Here is a 17,921-nt window from a genome sequence, read left to right as displayed (position 1 = left end):
CGACCTCGTATGCCGACGCATTGAAGTAGTTGCGAAGGTCAGCGATCCGGGAAGAAGCCAGTTGGTGCCTATGCCGCTGTTTCGCTGCACGGCGGGCATGGCGATCTCGTGGACCGTAATCGTCGAACCGCGTCGGCAGTAGATTACCTTGAGATCGGACGGGAGTTCGCCTTGGAGCGCCAGTCCGAGCTGACCACTGGCGGCCAGCACGGAATCAAAGCCGAAGCTTCAACAGGGACACAACGTCGAGATCCGCCGGCGGCGCGCGGTTGAGGCCATTTCCGGCGGCTGCACCGCACCCGAGACTGGTTACCCACGGTATTGCCGATCAGCCCGAATTCAAACGCCCCAGTGATCGCGGGATAGACGAAAGCCGAGCGTTGCAGGATGCGACGCCTGGGTCTCTCCTGAGAAACGCACCCGAACCGATAACTCTATTAAAAATATCTGTTTTGTTAAGAGCGTTCTGGGTGTTAACATTTGGTGGTCGTTTCGAACATTGAGGAGACGTTCGCATGAACGTACCTGATGCCCAAAGACTCCTTCGCCTGTCGCAACGCGGTGCTGATCAACGGACATTTCAAGGTGCAGAAAATCACTGGGATGGCGATGGCGATAGTAATGTGAATCGTCAGGCACATTCGGAACAACTTGTTGGTTGGCAGTACATGCTTGCCTGTACGTCACTACCAGCAGGAGAAGTCATATCCGATCATGCCACCCAATCCACGTCCGTTTCCCCTCTTCTCACCCTGCCGTCTAACCCTATTCTACTCGGCGGCGAGAACCGGTCCGGCACGACACTGCTCAGCGTGCTGCTCGACTCTCATCCCGACCTCGTTGTCGGCCCGGAGATCGATTTCACCGAACCCGTCAACCTCGGTCCGCATATCCTGACTGTGTGCGACATGATAGACGTCCGCGACGCACGGCTCGTCGGCGCGACGAAGGATACCATCGATCCTGAGTGGTATGACGGCGCGCATTTCGTCGTGCAGTGCGAGCGTTTCGGACTCGGCCGTGACGACGTGCGGAGGCTGGTGCGCAGCCTCAAGGCCAAGCGCGGCACCGATTTATCCGCCCTGGAGGACCGTTGCCTGCTCATCGACTCCATTGGCGAATTTCGACGTGAACAGACGGGAGCCGCACGGTGGGGCCTCAAGCTTCAGCGAAAGATCCAAGATATCGGTACGTATGCGGCGATCTGGCCAAAAGCCGATTTCATCCACATCATCCGCGACGGCCGTGACGTGGCTGCCTCCCACCTAAAGACCGTCCCCGAGTGGGGCTACCGGACTGTTACGGAGGCTGCGCACGGCTGGATGGAGGTCGTTACCCGACCCCGTCAGGCTGAGCCTTATGGCCACTATCTGGAAGTGCGGTATGAGGATCTGGTCACCTGCCCTCGCGAGACCATCGAGCGGATGGTGGACTTCCTCGACCTACCATGGGACGAGGCGCTCATGCACCATGCGGAGCAGAAACACGCGCTCTTTGACAAGCCTTGGGGTCATCCCGCAGCGGGAGCCGCTGCCAAACCGCTATTTTCCGGGCGCAATGGACGGTACCTGCAGGATCTCACGGCCGCAGAGATCGAGGAGTTCGAACGGATCGCGGGGAAGGAACTGGCGCACCTGGGCTACTGCCGATCGGTGCCGGGCCCCGGGAACGCTCAGTGACACAGGAGGCGCACGAAATGCCCCGACGCTACCTGCCCCACAACTCTAACCTCCTCTCGCTGACCAAACGGCTCCCTCCTCCAAGATCACTGTTTTCGTTCCTCGCGGTTAAGGCGCGCGCCGTATTATGAAATTCACTGACCTGCCAGCACTCAGTCTGTTTCCGGGGCGTCTCACCGTGTGGCGATGCGCCCCGCGTATGCGCGAAGCGACCTGGGTAGCCGATCCACGGAGAGCTTCCCACGTCCAGGAAGCACACATCACGCACGCACTCGAGATGGCAGCCGGGGGTTCCCTGCTGCCATCCTGGCTGGGCTCCGTGTTCGGTCTGCCCGCCCAACTGAATGCGCATGCGTTCACCACGGCCTTGCGCCAGTGGACGGACCGCCATGAAATCTTGCGCAGCCATCTCACTTTCTCACCTGGCACCAAATCGGGCGGCCATCTGCAGCGGAGGACGCTGCCGCCCGGAGCCGTGAGTATTCACCCCAGTGCGGCGGGGGATTTCACCGACGGCCGGCAGCTGGCTCGATATCTCGAGGAATTGTTTAACGGCGAAATCAGTCCCCTCGGCTGGCCCGCATATATGTGCGTCACCATCGACCGCCCAGAGGCCACAACCGTCTGTCTGGCCGCCGATCACGTGCTGATGGACGGTTACTCCATTCTCGCAACCGCACATGAGATCCAGACCCTGTACGCTGCAGCACTCGCGGCACGCGGCGGCAAGCCTGCGCCACCTCTCCTTGCCCCCACTGCCAGTTACGTCGATTTCGCCGAAGCCGAACGGACCGAAGCCGATGCGCTGACCGTCGACCATGAGTCCATCGTCAGCTGGCGGCATTTCCTTGCCGAAGCGGACGGCCGGCTGCCGGAGTTTCCTGTGCCGGTTGGTGACGTGAGCGGCAACGCGGCTGCTCAGCCAAGTCGATACGTCCAGCTTCTCGACGCATCCGCTGCGCAAGCGTTCGCGCAACACTGCCGTGAGCCCGGAGGCAATATCTTATCCGGACTGCTCGCCTGTCTCGCGAAGGTCGGCTACGAAATCTCCGGTTCGGGAGAATTTCGAACGATGGTCCCCTTCCACAAACGGACCGGCCCGTGGCGTTCTTCCATTGGCTGGTACGTGGGTATGGGCCCGGTGGCCTTCCCGTTCAGCAAAGCCGATTCCTTTCCTGAGGCCGTATGTCGGGCGGTCTCCAGTGTGGATCAGGCGAAGGAGCTGGCTCGGGTACCCATCCCCCGAGTGGCCGATCTCCTCGGGCAACCGCTCCGCGACCCCTTCATGGTCTCGTACATGGACCTTCGTCGTACCCCCGGCGCCCGCAGCTGGAAAGCTTGGCAAGTCATCGCCCTCCGCAGCCGGAGCACCGATCCGGACGAGGTATGCCTCTGGGTCGTGCGGACTTATGACGGCCTCGTCGTCAACTACCGCCACCCCGCCACGGGTCTGGCAGCCGTCGCGGTCCCCGACTACGTCGCCCGCGCAAGGCACGTCCTGGCCTGCGTCGCGAATACGGGTTGCTGGCCCACCATCGTAGAGCCCGCCGGAGAATATTGCGCATGACGGACATTAGACATATTGCAGCGGCCTCTCGTGACTACACAGCTTTCGATGCAGTTATAGTGGGCTCCGGGCCATCTGGATCGATTGTCGCGCGAACGCTTGCGGAGAGGGGCTGCCACGTGGCCGTCCTCGAATATGGAGGCTTGGTTTCCCCCGGCGCCTTCCACGGGCCTCATCAATTGGCCTACAGCCGGGCACTCACCTCCAGTGGTTCCGCAGACGGTAACCCTTGGACAGCATGCTGCGTCGGCGGCGGAATGCAGTTCTATGATGGAATCACGTTCAGATACAGACAAGCAGATCTGTCGGCTTCTCAATATCTTACGACTGACATGGAGGTTGATTGGCCTATTACCATCCAGGATCTCGAGCCCCACTACTCTGAGATCGAGCATTTGCTGGAGATCAGTGGCACTAGTGGGTTCCCATCCTATCCAGCCAGCCTGCGTGGAGTGAAGTTATCCAATGCGATGCAGGAACTCGGCATAAAGCCAAAAAATATCCCACTGGCAATTCGGCCACCAGGAACGAGCAACGGATGCAACCAGTGTTCATCTTGCGATGAGCTGATGTGTCCAACGGATGCGAAAGCATCCGTGCTTACAAGAAACGTTTTGGATGACTCCGCCCTATCGGGAAAGATTTCAGTACTATACGGCTGTTTCGTCAACCGGATCGATACTCGCAGCGACGGTCGGGCTGACGCACTGGAATGCTATCTGCCGCTCTCATCGGAACTGATCCGGATTCCAGTCGAGAGGGTCATCGTTTGCGCAAGCGCGATTCAATCAGCGGCATTGATGCTTCGCTCGAAGAGCGGGCATGCACCGAAGGGGATAGGAAATGGATCTGATCTTGTTGGGCGGGGCCTCTCATTCAAGATCAGCGGCTACTCCACAGGCTACATGGAGTCCGATGATTGCGGCTCCGGTGTATTGGTTCCGCACTGGGGGCCGCATGCGACCGTATATACGGACGAGTTCTACGAGCATAGCGACGTGCCATGTGGATTTGGCGGCCTCATTTATGAGGCGAACTTCCTCTCGCCAAATGAGAACGCCGGTCGCGTGAGGCTGCACTACATAGCTGGGGAAGAGCCTTGGTCGCACAATCGCGTTGTACTTACCGAGGCCGTTGATCGGCACGGCATCCCCTACATCCGTTTCCATTATACAAACTCGGACAATGACCATGCGCGATTAGGCTTTCTCGCCGACCGCGCGGAAGACATACTGCGCCGTCTTGGCACATCCCGCATCGAGCGCGAACCATTATCCCATGCAAAAGGCAGTTCCCATCTGCATGGCACCATGCCTGCCGGACCTGACCCCAGGAAGTCGGTCGTCGACAACTGCGGCAGGATTCATGGGTCCGCCAACATCTATGTCATGGACGGCTCGGTTATGAATTTTCCGGGCAACAGCAATCCGACACACACAATCATGGCCAACGCGCGGCGAATGGCCCTGTCACTCGAGTAGAAGGATAATTTAGATGCTCGATGCCGGCGCTATCGGACATTTGGCTGAATGGGAGCGTGAAACCCGGTCCTCCATAATATTCCGTTCCGCCAACGGTGCGACGGCGGAGGATATCAACGGCAAGATCTATCTGGATATGACATCCTGCAGCGGGGCTTCGCCCCTGGGCAGCAATAACACGTTGTTCAAGAGCAGGCTTGCACAGGCCATGAAGCACGAGCCTGACATTCTGCCATCGCCGGTGAGTGAACAACGCCGGATACTTGCCGCGAAAATCATGGAAATGCTCCCAAGCAATCCTAGAGTATTCTTCTTGAGGACGGGATCTTGCGCGACCGAGGCGGCGGTTCGGATCGCCCGGCACCGAACCGGCCGGCCGGTTATCCTGACGGCTGGCTTTCACGGGTGGCACGATATCTTTCAACAAAGTCCCTGGTCGGACAACCCGCCAGCCAACAATCGACACGTCCAGGACTTCCAATATGACCTTGATATTCTGGAGCAGCAGCTTTCCGAGAACGAGGGGGAGGTGGCAGGCATTTTCTTTACGCCCGAGCCCACGGCCTTCTCTCCGGAACTTCTTCAGGAAATCTCCAGAATGGCAAGACTGCACGGCGTGTTGCTGATGGTTGACGAGGTGCTGTGCGGACTTCGTTACGCCAAGGGCGGCTACTGCCGAAAGCACGGTGTGGAAGCCGATCTCATCACATTGGCCAAAGGGATAGCACAAGGCGTCGGACTTTCCGTTGTTGCCGGCACCGCCGATGCCATGGCGGGAGCCGACAGGGCTTATCTCGGAAATACCTACCTACGCGAGAACCGGGCCTTCGTGGCCGGCAACCTGACGCAGGATATTTTTGACGAAGCAGAAATCGTCGCTCGCCTTGCCGAGATTGGCTCGGCGCTCAAGACACAGTTCCAAACCTCCTTCGAGCGCAGCGGAATACCTGCGCGAATTCTCGGAAGCGATACTATGTTTGATATCGTTCTGCCCTCGCAAAGGCACGGAAGAGCGTTCGCTCAGAGGTGTCTACAGCACGGTATCTATACGGGATACCCAGGAAAATACATGAGCAATGCGTCCATGGACGGCATTTTTTTCAGCGCTTTGCTGCCGGCACTGGAGAGAGTACTGGCTGACTACCGCAAGGACGAGGACATGGCTGCGCAGATCACTGACGCATCCATCGTCGAATACTTCGCGCAGGCGTTCCGCGCCACCGAGAAAGCATGCCTCTCCAACAAGCATCATTGGGCGTGATACAGGCAGAAAACCCGGCGTTTGGCGTACCGTTGCTGAGTGGTGGATTGACAGCGGCCCGGAATTCATCATTCGTCTCGATCTCGGACTTCTCGCCGCGGCGCCCCCGGCCGCGATCACTGCTTGTAGATCGCTCCACCGGACGTCGATTTCAGGTAGGAGGACTCCGTCGCGGACGGCGGCGCCGAAAGCGCCTGCAGCAGCGCCTGCCAACGCTGCCGGTGCGAGGGCACGTCCTCGCGCGTCCAGCCAAGAACCTGGGTCGTCACGAGGCTCATGCGGTAGGACATGCGTCCAACGACAGTCATTTGACCACAGAAGCAAACGCAGGAAGCAGAAGTGCGCAGAGCGGCTTCTCCTCGCATGTTAGGCGCGGCCTTTTTCGCGAGTATGAGCTCGCATCTGAGGCGCATGCGATCGTTCTCACTTTAGACTCGTGGATGCAGATGGCACCTAGCCTTCGTACCGAAGCGTTGACACGTGCCTCAACGCTTGCCGATACGGACGGCAATGTCACGCAGAAAGACCGGCATCCCGTCATTTTCTGCTCGATTCAATATCTCGCGGACATGCTTGTCGTATCTACTGAAGACGACTTACTGAACGCGTCTGCGCAATCGGCCACACCTGAACATAGTGGATGGGCACTCCGCGAGGTTCGTCGTGAAGGTCGCCAACCAGAGGAGAGGAAATCTGACGTTAGACTTCAGCCAGCTGTTGCCCTGGTGGATGAAGATCCGGGAACTTTGGAGTGCGAGAAACTAACGAAACCTATGAGTTCCCGGAACAATATCGAGCGCCTCACAAGTCGTGTTGCCCTCCGCATCCGTCACTAAACCTTGCCCCCCACTCAACCATCAGCTACCCAGACCGGGAGCACGGCATCTGCTCCGCTCCGAAACCCTATTGCCGCACGGCAGAACCGACAGTTGATGTCGATCAACGCGCGAATTGCACCCGGTGCATTTCAACGCGCATTACGCAAAGCGAGGACGCTCAGGCCGATGCATAAAATGCCCACGATTGCCTACACGCTTTGCCAATGACTCGCGGCGTACCCGTCTCGCGTCGAGTAGGACTGCAAGGAATTCACAATGCGACAGACACATGATGTCCCTGGCAGTGTGGGCCACGCCATGAGTCACCTATCCGCCAGGTTGGCGGTGTTGCTCACTTCGAACTATCCGGCTGAAGCCATCGTCAAGACCATGATGGTCGAGGCGTCCCCGCTTTTTCCGGGCCTGACGGAACAAGACCTGGTCACGTTGATCGATTGCCTCGTCGAACGATCTCTCGAGCACCATTTCCCGGGGCACACCGCAGGAGCCGCCTGCCGCTACGGCAGAAATCGTACTGTATCCACTGCACCGCCGGGGCACGCCCGCATTCGATCGCGATCACTGAGCCCGATATGAAGCGCCAATCACGATGCCTTTCATCCGGTCGAGGCATTCGCCCGCAGCAGCGCCATCAACATCGGCCCGAGCGAAAACTCTCCGCGCTCAGCCTTTCGCGTCAGATCACGCAAATCAGCTTGGTGTTCTCGTCCTCCAGCGTCTTCAGCCGCTTGGCTTCGGACACGTCCATGCCGCCGAATTTGGCCTTCCACTTGTAGATGCTGGCATCGCTGACGCCGTGCTTGCGGCAAGCTTCGAGACCGGCGTGCCCGCCTCGTGCTCCTTCAGAATGCCGATGATCTGTTCGTCCGTGAAACGGTTGCGCTTCATTCCCTGGCCCGCTCAATGGGCCAGAGCTTACTTCAAAATGGATTATTTCAGCGAGGCAAGGTCACCTTCACCGGTGGTTAGGGGAGAAGCTCACCACTCCCCGGCCTCGCTGAATATTGCCTAAATTCCTGGGTTGCTCGGGATTGCGGCCGGAATCGCCGCCTTGTCGTGAGGAGCCTTTTTCGCTCCGTTGTCTATCGCGAGAATGCTTACGACGAGAGAGATGAGCACGAGTATCAGTGCTAGAAATGCGATGCCTGCCTTATCCATCCCCCATCATGGTTCGGTGAATGAGAGCAAAGTGAGGCACCATCGGCGAAGAGCATCACCAATGGCTGCCATGAGGCGAATAGCGGCATCCGGCTTTCGCATGGAGCGCGAATTGCCCTGATCGGGGGTTTGCTTTGAGGAGATGAGATGCGCATCTACCTGATAGGCTATGATGGAAACCCTCACCTCATCCAAGATGAGGAAGCGAAGCGCGTCCTCAAGGCCGGGCTTTATCACAGCGCCCCCGCTGATGCTTCAAGTTCTATGCTTATCTCGGCTCGCCGGGATCAGGAGGCACAGTGACACTCAGGCAAGATCGAGAGCCGATCAGCACGTCGAATGCGGCCTCTTCCTGCTGGTGCTGCGCGATGGCGTGCTCAAACCGCTTCATGGCTTTTGAGAAGATCACTGTCGTCGGCCTTGGTCTGGATGGAGGCATGGTCGACTTCCCACTACTAGTTGGCCGGCTCGGGTAGTCAAGCTGATGCCGCCCGCGTGGGTGGAGCTCCACGTCAAGCGCGGCAAGAATGATACAGCGGCTTCCGAGGGACTTGCGGCGTCAGCGTGACCTTTGTTTCGTAGTGGACCTTCTCCAGGCCATGATCTGCCGGCATGGCTCGCCGGGCCTGCTCACCTGCGTCCGCGAAATGTCGATAAGACAAAGCTGTCGCCTATCCGACAAATTCTACCCCGGTCGAACCATCCGAACTTGAGACATACAAGGATGCCGGTGTACTCGCTTGAAAAAAGCCCAGGAAAATCCGGAGATTCACGGCGTGGAGCCGCACTTGCGGCCGACACGGCACGACGCTTGCTTCTCGTGACTTGCAAGCCTTTTGGCGCATTTCAACGAAGGAGATTGACTAATGGCCGACCACCAAACCTTGGGATATTTGCATACACCAGATACCCTAAAGATCTTGGCTGCGCAGCTTCGTGCAGAGGCTCTTCGAACAGAGACACGGGCGCTACCCGTGCAAGGGGCAGCCGAAATCGCCGTCCGCCGGCCGGACTGGCCGGGCTGCTGGAATACCAAGGCTATCTCCGTCAACTGCACTGAACATTGATCGTCCATCGACGTCATTGGCTGACGGAGCTCAAATCCGGATCGGCACTTTGTCAGCGCCGGCATCTTTTGGGGTGCAGAGCGGGGCAAGGTGGAGGGTTTGAGGAGTGCCGCTATCGCCTCGCGAGCGGCTTTTGGAGTGGCCCAGGCCCCTCCTCAGAGCGATGGAGCTGGCTGCGGTCGTGGCCAGCTGCCCTTCTTGTCCTCGAGTAGACGTACCTTGATCGGAAATCTGGATAAGCGACGATGGACGATACCAAGTTGTTCCCCCAGCTCAAGGAAACGGTTTGCCTAAAGCCGATGGCGGGGTACGCCTTGGCTCATGGTCACCACCCTTCCCAGATCCAAATGCTTGACCCTTCTCACGCGTTCTTTCTGTCGCTGTGCGACAAAGGTCTCCTTCCTCCCCAAATCGCCTTTATCTATGGCCAAACCTTCGGCCTTAAGGATGTTGATGCTCACTCACAAATTGATCAGTTGTTGAGCAAGTATCGGCATTTTCTTAATTTCGACACGACGCCAGTCCCAAGAGAGCGATTTAGTCCGCAAGAATTCCTCTACCGGGCTGATCCCTCCGCGCTTGACCTCGCAACTTTTGGCAAATGGCCCGTTCCTGCGGGGATCAGCATCACTCTTACGTTCAGTTGCAACTTCAGGTGCTCCTATTGCTATCAAGATAATCGCCAGAGGAGCGACCGGCGCTGGAGCTTGAGCAAGTGCCTTGAATTGCTGGATGAGGCGGCGGACTGGGGCGTGGTGTTTGCAGGGTTCACTGGAGGCGAACCAACCATCTTTGATGGCTGGCTTGAGTTGCTAGAGCGCACCCTCACACGGGGTATGATCCCGGTCTTCACCAGCAACGGAACGGTAATCGGGACTGATCCTGACATTGCCCTTCGGTTGAAAGATGCAGGCATGGAAGAAGTGACGATCAGTTTGGACGTCTGCTCTCCTGAACTGCATGATCAGGTGACCAGGACCAGCGGACATTTTCCCAAGGTAGTCGATGCGATTCGTTTTTTACGCGCGGCCGGAATCCGAGTGCTTATCAAGAGCGTGCTGACGCCGATGACTCAGCATGCGGTGGAGGAGACGATAGACTTCCTGGTTGACTTGGGAGTTGGAGGTATCGGCATTTCCTATATGGAGAGCGGAGCCATCAACTCCGCCGCCAATTGTGCTCCCAACGTTACTCCTGAAGAACTGTCACGTGTCCGAGATCGGATCGAACAAAAGCGTGAACAGTATTCACACCTCTGTAATATTGAACCGCCCGAGGATGCCAACAAATTGTGGACAGAGACGGACTGGTATCCCTGTGGCGGCATGATCTCCGGAATGTCGATATTTCCGAGCGGCGACGTATCCGTGTGTGACAAGATGCACGGGGTTAAGGCTTTTACTTTGGGCAATGTGTTCGATTCTGGGCTTAAAGAAATTTGGAACAGCGATGCGTTCGCACGACTTTGTGAGCGAGCGACAGATCCAGAAGTTGTTGATTCCGACTGCGCCATCTGCAGCAAGCTGCACCTTTGCCGGACGTCCTGTTTTGTCGATTCTTTCAACGTGACGGGCAGCTACTTCGGCAAAGATCCGTCTTGCGGCGGTCCGTTCTTGAACTAGCTAACTAGCGCAGGTCAGGGTTTCGTCAGTTGCAGGGGAAAGGTTCGATGCTGGAGCGCGCACAATTGTGCAAAACTGACGATCGGCATGCTGGTTCTGACGGGTTAGGTCTCGCCGGCGCAGCCCAAGGAGCTCCGCTCTGAAGCGTCGAAGCCGTTCAGGCTGCGGCGGCACCGTGTTCCAGATCGGCGCTTCCTCGTTCCATGGGAGACGGATTATGACAAGAGCCGACCGGCGGGCGAATGCGCCCAGCAGACCAGGCACCCACTGGTCCCGTGCTGAATCGGATAGGCGCTGGAAAAGATGGCTCGACGCTCAGTGCGGTCATGCAGGGTCTGCGCTCTGAAAATCGAGACTCAGGAACGTCCTCTCAAAAGCCGCCTTCCGCCAGCGATGCCCCACGCCGCACGTCACACGATCCCCCCGTTATCCGTCAGTTGAATAGTGACATGCAAAAACTCAATTTCCCTCGTGTCGATTAAAGAGAGTATCAATGTCAGTGTCGTCGCGTAGGCGCCAGATCTTTGTTCTCGTAACAGAAAGAGAGCCTTATGTATTCCAATCGGATAGATGGTACCGGATCGTTGGCCTACCCGCCGGGGTATGTCGACACACAGGATAATCAACTATTCAGGCAAGGTGTGAATGAAGCCAAGTCACCGACTGCCGCGCTTCTATCGACTAGCGCTCCGATTTGGAGCTCGAGCGCTCCATACGGAGACTTTTCACACGGTGGCTATTCTTGGAACAACGACATATATGGGGGTAACGCCGCTGGGCCTCAGACGATTTCGGTTCATGCAGACAACCAGTGGAGCGTGTGGTCGAACCACCCTAATACTGATGGCATCAAGAGCTACCCCCACCAGGCTTTCAATGTCGGGAAACCACTCAGTTCAATCAATACTCTGACGTCGAGCTTCAATCAGGATGTTCCTGCTGGCGGCGCGTGGAACACCGCCTACGACATCTGGGACAGCTCACAGCAGAATGAGATAATGCTCTGGACAAACTACACCGGAAATCCAGACGGCAGCGGCAACGTTAAGCCCATCTCACATCAGTATGGCCCTTCCGGGGCGGCGACTCCGATCCACAGCAATATCAATGTAGGCGGAGGGACTTGGAACGTCTTCGAAGGCTATAATGGTCACAAGGTCATCTCACTGCTGCTCACTTCCAAGACCAATAACGGGACGGTGGACATCAAGAGTATCCTTAATTGGCTCAAGTCGAAGGGCCACCTTGGCGACATAAACGTCGGCAGCGTTCAATACGGCGTCGAGATTACCTCGTCCCCAGGAGGGAAGAACTTCAACTTCAACAACTGCTCCGTGAGCTCGACGTGACACACGGCCGCAGAGCCAGTTCCTCATTATTCGGGAAGGTCGTCCAAAGTCGAGTTGGCTAGGCCCGACCCGGGAAAGGAAGCGCACACGACACTCTCTGTATAACGGGACGTGTTGGTGAAGAGGCCAATCAGGCGAGAGGGAGAAGAAATGGCGATTGATGCCGTGGGTAGTCATCCAAGTGTATTCTCACATGTCGTCGACGGAGGCAGTGCCGCGAGAGGAGCGGGCGAGCGAGGGACAAACCCCGCAAAGAAGGTCGATCCTAACAGCGACGAGCAGGTGTTGTCGGCGGCGATAGAGGCCTTCCTGCCCAGCATGGTGTCCAACACACTGATGCTGAACAATTCGCTATTCAACTTTACCAAGGAAGCCATCGACGAAGGCGACGAGGGCTGAAGGTTCCTCAACGGCCGACGCATTCGGCCCAGTAGCGACTGGAGGATTTGTCGATGAGCCAGGAAGGTTTCTCCGAGCGCGGGTTTTTGGCGGCCGTCCAGACCTTACCGACGGGGGCAACGCTTCGAACAGCCGACGTGGTTGCGCAGCGGATCAGCGGCGAACATACTTCTCTCGCGCCCGTTTCTGATGTCCAGAAGCTGACCTTTACCGGTTTGAGGAAGATATCGCCGCAGGCGGGCTTGGAGAACCTGCCCATCTCCCTGCCTCCCGCGAGCGAGAAAGCGCCAGCCCTTCTTGATCGACTTGTCTCTTTGTTCAAGCTGGAGAGCGATCATGGCCCCCAACCATCAGCGGTGCGATTCGCCAAGGCTTCCGAACAGGTTGAGCAGGCGGCGACGGGGGTTCATACCCTGACCCAGTCGATAGATCGACTTCAGGCATCGCAGCAATTCGCCACAGGCATGACGCTCCTGTCGTCGCTCACCCAATCCGTCATGTCGTCTTCCAAGCGACTGACCCAAGGGCAGTAAGGCGCCCCATCATGGCTGTCTTCCCGCATAGTCACGCGACGTCTTGGTCGCGCGCCGGCAAACTCTCGGCCGCCATCCTTCTTTGCGTTCTGCTTTCCTCCTGCAGCGAAGACGTGCTGACGGCGCTGGACCAGCGCGACGCCCGCGACGCGCAGGTTGTGCTGGAGCGGGCCGGAATCCACGCGGAGGTCCTGGCGGGCGAGGATTCGACCTTTTCCATTTCCGTAGACAGCCGCGATCGCACCAAGGCGATCGAACTCCTTGCGGAGGCAGGTCTGCCGCGCCAACCGCGCAGCACCGTCGCCGATCTCTTTCCGGGTGACGGCTTTCTGGTGACCCCCTTCGAGCAGAAGGCACGCATGGCCTACGCGGTCGAACAGCAGCTTGCCGATACCTTGTCGGCGCTCGATGGCGTCGCAGCGGCCCGCGTCCACGTGGTTCTGCCGGAAGACAATGGCCGCGGCCTGATCAGGGAGAAGGCCCGCGCTTCTACACTGCTGCAGTATCGACCGGGCGCAGACCTGGCGGATATCGAGCTGAAAAGCCGCTCCATAATGCTGAACAGCATTCGGGGACTGGCCTATGAAGACGTTTCCGTCATCACCAGCCCATGGTCGGAAGTCGGTCTGACAGCGTCGACAGCGGGCCCGGCGGTGACGTCCGCAACCACCGAGCCTGCTGCCACCGACAAGTTCGTCAGCCTCGGACCACTGCTTAGCTATCGCAGCCTCTCAATCGTAGCGGCCGTTATTCTCGCGGCCGCAGCGAGCCTGCTTCTGATCGCCCCGCGTCGGAAGGAAAGCCGATGAGATCGGCGATCCGGCAGGACGGAGCAAAGGCGCTCGAGGATGCGCACATTCGCCGGTCCGTTCTCGTTGCCGCAAAGGCGGAGGACATGGCCCGCGGAGCGGACGGGCTTGATGCGACGCTCTGCCGGCGAATGGCGGCTCTGCCCCGCATGCAGACGCGGCTCTTCGAGTGGATTGCGCAGGCGGTCGGCGATCCCGCCTCCTGCAGCGACAGCCTGCGACGATTTCTCCTCCTGCCTTCGGATGCGAGGAAGGAGGCGGCATTGCGCGCAGGCCTGACCTACCATTTGAACGCATTTGGAACGGCGTTTGCCCGCGAGATCGTCGAAGCACTTTCTGGCGTCTTCGGCAGTGAGGCAGTTCGTTTCGCGTTTGCCCATGCCGCGCTTTCCCCCGCCTCAGCGGCTCCGCTCGACCCGTCCCAGGACGAAAGCCGCCGGCTCGTCCTTGCCGATGGCGGTCGAATTCTCGCTCTATGGTTCAAGAGTGAGCGCCTGGCCGATGCCTGGCAGCCCGACTGGGGGGATCTCGATGCCGGGTCCGTGACGCTCATTCGGCCGGCCACCTGCGCCATCGGGGCTGCCGCGGCCGCCGCGACGATAGCAGAAAGGGACGGCGCCGATGGCAGAGCTTAGGCGCCGCAGCCGCGTCATCCCGGCTCGGGAGTTCGGTGTGGTAAGCGAAGCTGCGGCCTTGGCCGCGGCCGCACGGGAGGACGCGGCCATTGAAACCGCAAAGGCCTCGGAGGTACGCGAGGCGGCACGGGAGGACGGCTACCGCGCAGGCTATGCCGAAGGGCTGCGCAGGGCGACGGAGGGATTTGCCGCCGCAGCCGCCAAGGCGGAAAAGGCGCTCTATGATTTCGAAAGCCTGGTCACACCGGTCGTGCTCAGGGCCGTCGCCAGAATAGTTGGTAGTCTCGATGCAGACGAGCGGGTTCGTCGCCTTGTCACCCAGGCGATTGCGGAAACGGCCGAGACCCAGCGGGTGACGTTGCGCGTTGCCGCCGGCGAGGCGGCGGTGGTCCGCAAGGCGATCGAAGGGCTCGATCAGCGCATCGATGTGGTCGCTGACCAGTTCCTTTCGGCCGGCGAAATTGTGATGGAGACTGCTACGAGCCGGACGCATATCGGCGTTCGGGAACAGATCGCCGCGCTCATGGAGGCGGCCGACCGTGGTTGAAGCGCTGCTGCGGCTCGAAAGAGACATGGCTCGGGCGGAGACGCGTCGGCCTAGCGGCCGTGTCATCGGCGTTTCGGGGCTCATGGTGCGCGCGCATCTTCCGGCAGTGCGGATCGGCGAGCTTTGCGAACTGCGCGAACCGAGTCAGGGACGGCTGGGGTTCGCCGATGTCGTCGGCGTCGACGGCGAAACCGCTCTTCTTTCGCTGCATGGGGGTACCCGCGGCATATCAGTGCGCACGGAAGTCGTTCCGTCCGGCCGCGAGCCTTGCATTGCGGCGGGCGATTTCCTGATCGGCGCCATCATCGACGCCCACGGAAACATCCTTCGCAAGGCGGAGGTCCAGACGGGTGAGACGGCGCGCTTTTCGCAGCCGCTTCACGCGGCGCCGGCCGACATGCTGTCGCGGCGCCCGATCGACCGTCGTTTCCCGGTCGGCATTCCCGCGATCGATGGCCTGCTGACCTGCGGGGAAGGTCAGCGGATCGGCATCTTCGGCTCCCCCGGGGTCGGCAAGTCAACCTTGATCGGCGACATCATCAAAAACAGCGAGGCTGATCTCGTCGTCTGTGCGCTCGTCGGCGAGCGCGGACGCGAGGTCGGGGAATTCGTCGACCGCGTCATGCCGGCGGGCAAGCCGTCGAACACGGTGCTCGTCGTCGCCACATCCGACCGGCCCGCGCTCGAGCGTTACAAGGCCGTGCTGACGGCAACCACCGTCGCCGAGCATTTCCGCGATCAAGGCAAGCGTGTGCTCCTCATCGTCGACAGCGTCACGCGCATGGCACGGGCGCTGCGCGAGGTGGGTCTTGCCGCCGGCGAACCGCCGGTGCGCCGCGGCTTTCCCCCTTCCGTCTTTGCCGCGCTGCCCCAGGTTTTCGAACGGGCCGGCAACAGCGCAAGCGGAACGATGACGGCGTTCTACACGGTGCTGGTCGAGGGGGCGGAACAGGACGACCCGATCGCCGAGGAGACCCGCGCACTTCTCGACGGACATATCGTGCTGTCCGATCGTATCGCCCAGAGCGGGCATTTCCCCGCCATCGACGTGCTCGCGAGCCGGAGCCGCACGATGAATGCCGTCGTCGATGAGAGTCACAACAAGGCGGCAAACCATCTGCGGTCATTGCTCGCCCTCTACAAGGAGGTCGAGTTCCTTATCCGCGTCGGCGAATATCGGCAGGGGCAGGATCCGGCCGCCGACGAGGCCGTGCGCAAGCGCGACAGGATCAACAGCTTTCTGTACGGCGCCAAAGGCTGCAGTTCCTTCGATGAAACGGTCGCAGCGCTTCGCGAGCTCGCCCGATGACCGTCGCGACAATCCGTACAATCGAAGCCGTAACCAACATGCGCGCAGATGCCACCCGCATCGGTGCCCGAAAGCCGTGGCGAATCCCACTGGGAGACGGCACCGTGGCGGTTCGCCCTTTAGCGCCGGAGATCGCCATCGGCAGGGTCGGCGACCCGGTGGCGATCCGCCTCGGGATCGCCGGTCGCACCGCGGAACTGTGGGTGTCCGAGGGGACATTGAAACTGTTCGTGGAGCGGTTCGAGCCGCTGACCCGATGGGACCTGCTGTCGGCAGCAACGAAGGCCAACCTGCTCGAGTGCCTGATTGCCGATGCGCTCGGCGCCATCGAGAGTGGGGCCGGCGGACAGATCGCGCTCACCGAACTCGACGAGCCGATCACCGATCGCGCGGCACTGAATTTCGCCTTCGATGTGAGCTGGGACGGCCTCGCTTGCGCGATCTGCGGCAAATTCGATGCGCAGACGCTTGCCGGACTTATGCGCTGGGCGGCCCGCTTGCCCCGGCGCAGCCTTCGCGGCCTCACGACGAGCGTTGCATTCAGGCGCGGCTTTGCCGTTCTTACGGCCGGCGAAATCAGGAATCTCGCGCCAGGCGACGCGATCGTCATCGATCCGGCAATGTCAGAAACTGCCGTCGCGGTCACGGGGGAGCGTTATCTCGCCCGCTGCACCCGCACCGAACGCGGCTTCACGCTCGACGAACCTTTGCTGACCCGCTCCAGCAACCCGATGAGGCATCTGATGACGAACGAAGACGTGGACCAAGATCTGCAAGGGCCACCGTCGCCTTCGGCTATCTCCGATATCCCGATCAAGCTCGTCTTCGAAGCCGGGCGCGTCGAGTTGCCGCTCGGCGAGCTCGAAGCGCTCGGCGAGGGGCACGTCTTCACGCTCGACCGCACATTGCCGGAGGCGGTTGATATCGTCGCGCAAGGCCGCATCATCGGTCGCGGCGAGATCGTCGCGCTGGACGGCTTTGCCGCCGTCCGCATCACGGCGCTTCACGACTGATGGAAAGCAGTTTTCCCCTTGCCCAAAGTCTCGCCGCCATGGCGGCGATCTCGGCCTTGCCCGTCATCGCGGTCGTGGCGACCTCATTCACCAAGATTTCCGTCGTGCTGCTGATCGTGCGCAATGCCATCGGCATCCAGCAGACGCCGCCGAACCTCCTCGTCTTCGCCGTTGCGATCGTGCTTTCCGCGTTCGTGATGAACCCTGTGCTTCAGGAGTCGTGGCGGATACTCGCGGGGAGCGGCCAGGATTTCGGGACGATCGGCGGAATGGCGGCGGGCATTGCCGAGCTCTCGGCGCCGCTGAAAGCTTTCATGCTGAAATTCTCCGACGAGGAGGTTCGCGGTTTCTTCATCCAATCGTCGCAGCAGGTCTGGTCAGGCGCACAGGGAACACCCGCCAACCCGGACGACATCACAATTCTCACGCCGAGTTTCCTGGTGTCCGAATTGACCCGGGCCTTCCAGATCGGCTTCCTGATCTATCTGCCCTTTCTGATGATCGACTTCGCGGTTTCCGCGATCCTCGTTGCGCTCGGCATGCAAATGATGTCGCCGACTGTCGTGTCGACGCCGCTCAAGCTGCTGCTCTTCGTCGCCGTCGATGGCTGGCGGCGGCTTCTCGAAGGGCTTGTGCTTTCCTATGCGGGATGA

Annotated in this window: 16 protein-coding genes and 1 pseudogene; 15 read left to right on the top strand and 2 right to left on the bottom strand. The window is 59.8% G+C overall.

What is annotated here, in order from left to right:
- Window positions 1-515: 515 nt before the first annotated feature.
- From AYK65_RS19960 to AYK65_RS19945, 4 genes are all read left to right on the top strand, one after another.
- Window positions 516-1,679, top strand: coding sequence for a sulfotransferase family protein (locus AYK65_RS19960; protein WP_244560033.1), 1,164 nt, complete (start codon window positions 516-518; stop codon window positions 1,677-1,679).
- Window positions 1,680-1,806: 127 nt separating this feature from the next.
- On the top strand, window positions 1,807-3,246 hold the full coding sequence (locus AYK65_RS19955) for a condensation domain-containing protein (protein WP_210190416.1): 1,440 nt from the start codon (window positions 1,807-1,809) through the stop codon (window positions 3,244-3,246).
- Window positions 3,243-4,727, top strand: coding sequence for a GMC oxidoreductase (locus tag AYK65_RS19950; RefSeq protein WP_081159911.1), 1,485 nt, complete (start codon window positions 3,243-3,245; stop codon window positions 4,725-4,727). Before AYK65_RS19955 ends, AYK65_RS19950 begins: the two co-directional genes overlap by 4 nt.
- Window positions 4,728-4,740: 13 nt before the next feature.
- Window positions 4,741-5,988, top strand: coding sequence for an aminotransferase class III-fold pyridoxal phosphate-dependent enzyme (locus AYK65_RS19945; RefSeq protein ID WP_081159908.1), 1,248 nt, complete (start codon window positions 4,741-4,743; stop codon window positions 5,986-5,988).
- A gap of 116 nt (window positions 5,989-6,104) precedes the next feature.
- Here AYK65_RS19945 and AYK65_RS31930 read toward each other — a convergent pair whose 3' ends face one another.
- Window positions 6,105-6,296, bottom strand: a complete 192-nt coding sequence (locus tag AYK65_RS31930; protein ID WP_139793261.1) for a hypothetical protein — start codon at window positions 6,294-6,296, stop codon at window positions 6,105-6,107.
- Between the two features lie 1,222 nt (window positions 6,297-7,518).
- A pseudogene (locus AYK65_RS19930) lies at window positions 7,519-7,715 on the bottom strand (transposase); the annotation flags it as partial.
- 417 nt (window positions 7,716-8,132) lie between these two features.
- Here AYK65_RS19930 and AYK65_RS32510 point away from each other — a divergent pair.
- The 11 genes from AYK65_RS32510 to sctR all read left to right on the top strand — a co-directional run bounded on the left by AYK65_RS32510 (window position 8,133) and on the right by sctR (window position 17,921).
- Complete coding sequence (locus AYK65_RS32510; RefSeq protein WP_172402035.1) at window positions 8,133-8,288, top strand: hypothetical protein; 156 nt, start codon at window positions 8,133-8,135, stop codon at window positions 8,286-8,288.
- Between the two features lie 1,009 nt (window positions 8,289-9,297).
- Window positions 9,298-10,674, top strand: coding sequence for a radical SAM/SPASM domain-containing protein (locus AYK65_RS19925; RefSeq protein WP_081159903.1), 1,377 nt, complete (start codon window positions 9,298-9,300; stop codon window positions 10,672-10,674).
- A 551-nt stretch (window positions 10,675-11,225) separates the two neighbouring features.
- A complete protein-coding gene (locus tag AYK65_RS19920) occupies window positions 11,226-12,023 on the top strand; it encodes a GH12 family glycosyl hydrolase domain-containing protein (RefSeq protein ID WP_081159901.1) in 798 nt (265 codons plus the stop codon).
- Between the two features lie 150 nt (window positions 12,024-12,173).
- On the top strand, window positions 12,174-12,422 hold the full coding sequence (locus AYK65_RS19915; protein ID WP_081159899.1) for a hypothetical protein: 249 nt from the start codon (window positions 12,174-12,176) through the stop codon (window positions 12,420-12,422).
- 53 nt (window positions 12,423-12,475) lie between these two features.
- Window positions 12,476-12,955, top strand: a complete 480-nt coding sequence (locus AYK65_RS19910; protein WP_081159896.1) for a hypothetical protein — start codon at window positions 12,476-12,478, stop codon at window positions 12,953-12,955.
- A gap of 11 nt (window positions 12,956-12,966) precedes the next feature.
- Window positions 12,967-13,764, top strand: a complete 798-nt coding sequence (gene sctJ, locus AYK65_RS19905; RefSeq protein WP_081159895.1) for a type III secretion system inner membrane ring lipoprotein SctJ — start codon at window positions 12,967-12,969, stop codon at window positions 13,762-13,764.
- Window positions 13,761-14,399, top strand: coding sequence for a hypothetical protein (locus AYK65_RS19900; protein ID WP_081159893.1), 639 nt, complete (start codon window positions 13,761-13,763; stop codon window positions 14,397-14,399). Before sctJ ends, AYK65_RS19900 begins: the two co-directional genes overlap by 4 nt.
- Entirely contained in the window at window positions 14,386-14,946 is a 561-nt protein-coding gene (sctL, locus tag AYK65_RS19895; RefSeq protein ID WP_081159890.1) for a type III secretion system stator protein SctL, read from the top strand. Before AYK65_RS19900 ends, sctL begins: the two co-directional genes overlap by 14 nt.
- On the top strand, window positions 14,939-16,255 hold the full coding sequence (locus AYK65_RS19890; protein ID WP_081159887.1) for a FliI/YscN family ATPase: 1,317 nt from the start codon (window positions 14,939-14,941) through the stop codon (window positions 16,253-16,255). The genes sctL and AYK65_RS19890 overlap by 8 nt, the downstream gene beginning before the upstream one ends.
- Complete coding sequence (gene sctQ, locus AYK65_RS19885) at window positions 16,252-17,268, top strand: type III secretion system cytoplasmic ring protein SctQ (protein ID WP_139793260.1); 1,017 nt, start codon at window positions 16,252-16,254, stop codon at window positions 17,266-17,268. Before AYK65_RS19890 ends, sctQ begins: the two co-directional genes overlap by 4 nt.
- The gene (gene sctR / locus AYK65_RS19880; protein ID WP_081159884.1) at window positions 17,268-17,921 is read left to right on the top strand and encodes a type III secretion system export apparatus subunit SctR; all 654 of its coding nucleotides are present in this window, start codon (window positions 17,268-17,270) and stop codon (window positions 17,919-17,921) included. The genes sctQ and sctR overlap by 1 nt, the downstream gene beginning before the upstream one ends.

The organism is Ensifer aridi (assembly GCF_002078505.1).
In the GTDB taxonomy this organism is placed as follows: Bacteria; Pseudomonadota; Alphaproteobacteria; order Rhizobiales; family Rhizobiaceae; genus Sinorhizobium; species Sinorhizobium aridi.
This window is presented reverse-complemented; position numbering and strand designations above follow the sequence as displayed.

What these genes read in the sequence shown, in the direction of transcription:
- AYK65_RS19910 (WP_081159896.1), top strand. Translation starts at nt 12,476, where the DNA reads ATGAGCCAGGAAGGTTTCTCCGAGCGCGGGTTTTTGGCGGCCGTCCAG.
- AYK65_RS19945 (WP_081159908.1), top strand. Translation starts at nt 4,741, where the DNA reads ATGCTCGATGCCGGCGCTATCGGACATTTGGCTGAATGGGAGCGTGAA.
- sctJ (WP_081159895.1), top strand. Translation starts at nt 12,967, where the DNA reads ATGGCTGTCTTCCCGCATAGTCACGCGACGTCTTGGTCGCGCGCCGGC.
- sctL (WP_081159890.1), top strand. Translation starts at nt 14,386, where the DNA reads ATGGCAGAGCTTAGGCGCCGCAGCCGCGTCATCCCGGCTCGGGAGTTC.
- AYK65_RS19960 (WP_244560033.1), top strand. Translation starts at nt 516, where the DNA reads ATGAACGTACCTGATGCCCAAAGACTCCTTCGCCTGTCGCAACGCGGT.
- AYK65_RS19920 (WP_081159901.1), top strand. Translation starts at nt 11,226, where the DNA reads ATGTATTCCAATCGGATAGATGGTACCGGATCGTTGGCCTACCCGCCG.
- AYK65_RS19925 (WP_081159903.1), top strand. Translation starts at nt 9,298, where the DNA reads ATGGACGATACCAAGTTGTTCCCCCAGCTCAAGGAAACGGTTTGCCTA.
- AYK65_RS19900 (WP_081159893.1), top strand. Translation starts at nt 13,761, where the DNA reads ATGAGATCGGCGATCCGGCAGGACGGAGCAAAGGCGCTCGAGGATGCG.
- AYK65_RS31930 (WP_139793261.1), bottom strand. Translation starts at nt 6,296, where the DNA reads ATGACTGTCGTTGGACGCATGTCCTACCGCATGAGCCTCGTGACGACC.
- AYK65_RS19950 (WP_081159911.1), top strand. Translation starts at nt 3,243, where the DNA reads ATGACGGACATTAGACATATTGCAGCGGCCTCTCGTGACTACACAGCT.
- sctR (WP_081159884.1), top strand. Translation starts at nt 17,268, where the DNA reads ATGGAAAGCAGTTTTCCCCTTGCCCAAAGTCTCGCCGCCATGGCGGCG.
- sctQ (WP_139793260.1), top strand. Translation starts at nt 16,252, where the DNA reads ATGACCGTCGCGACAATCCGTACAATCGAAGCCGTAACCAACATGCGC.
- AYK65_RS32510 (WP_172402035.1), top strand. Translation starts at nt 8,133, where the DNA reads ATGCGCATCTACCTGATAGGCTATGATGGAAACCCTCACCTCATCCAA.
- AYK65_RS19955 (WP_210190416.1), top strand. Translation starts at nt 1,807, where the DNA reads ATGAAATTCACTGACCTGCCAGCACTCAGTCTGTTTCCGGGGCGTCTC.
- AYK65_RS19915 (WP_081159899.1), top strand. Translation starts at nt 12,174, where the DNA reads ATGGCGATTGATGCCGTGGGTAGTCATCCAAGTGTATTCTCACATGTC.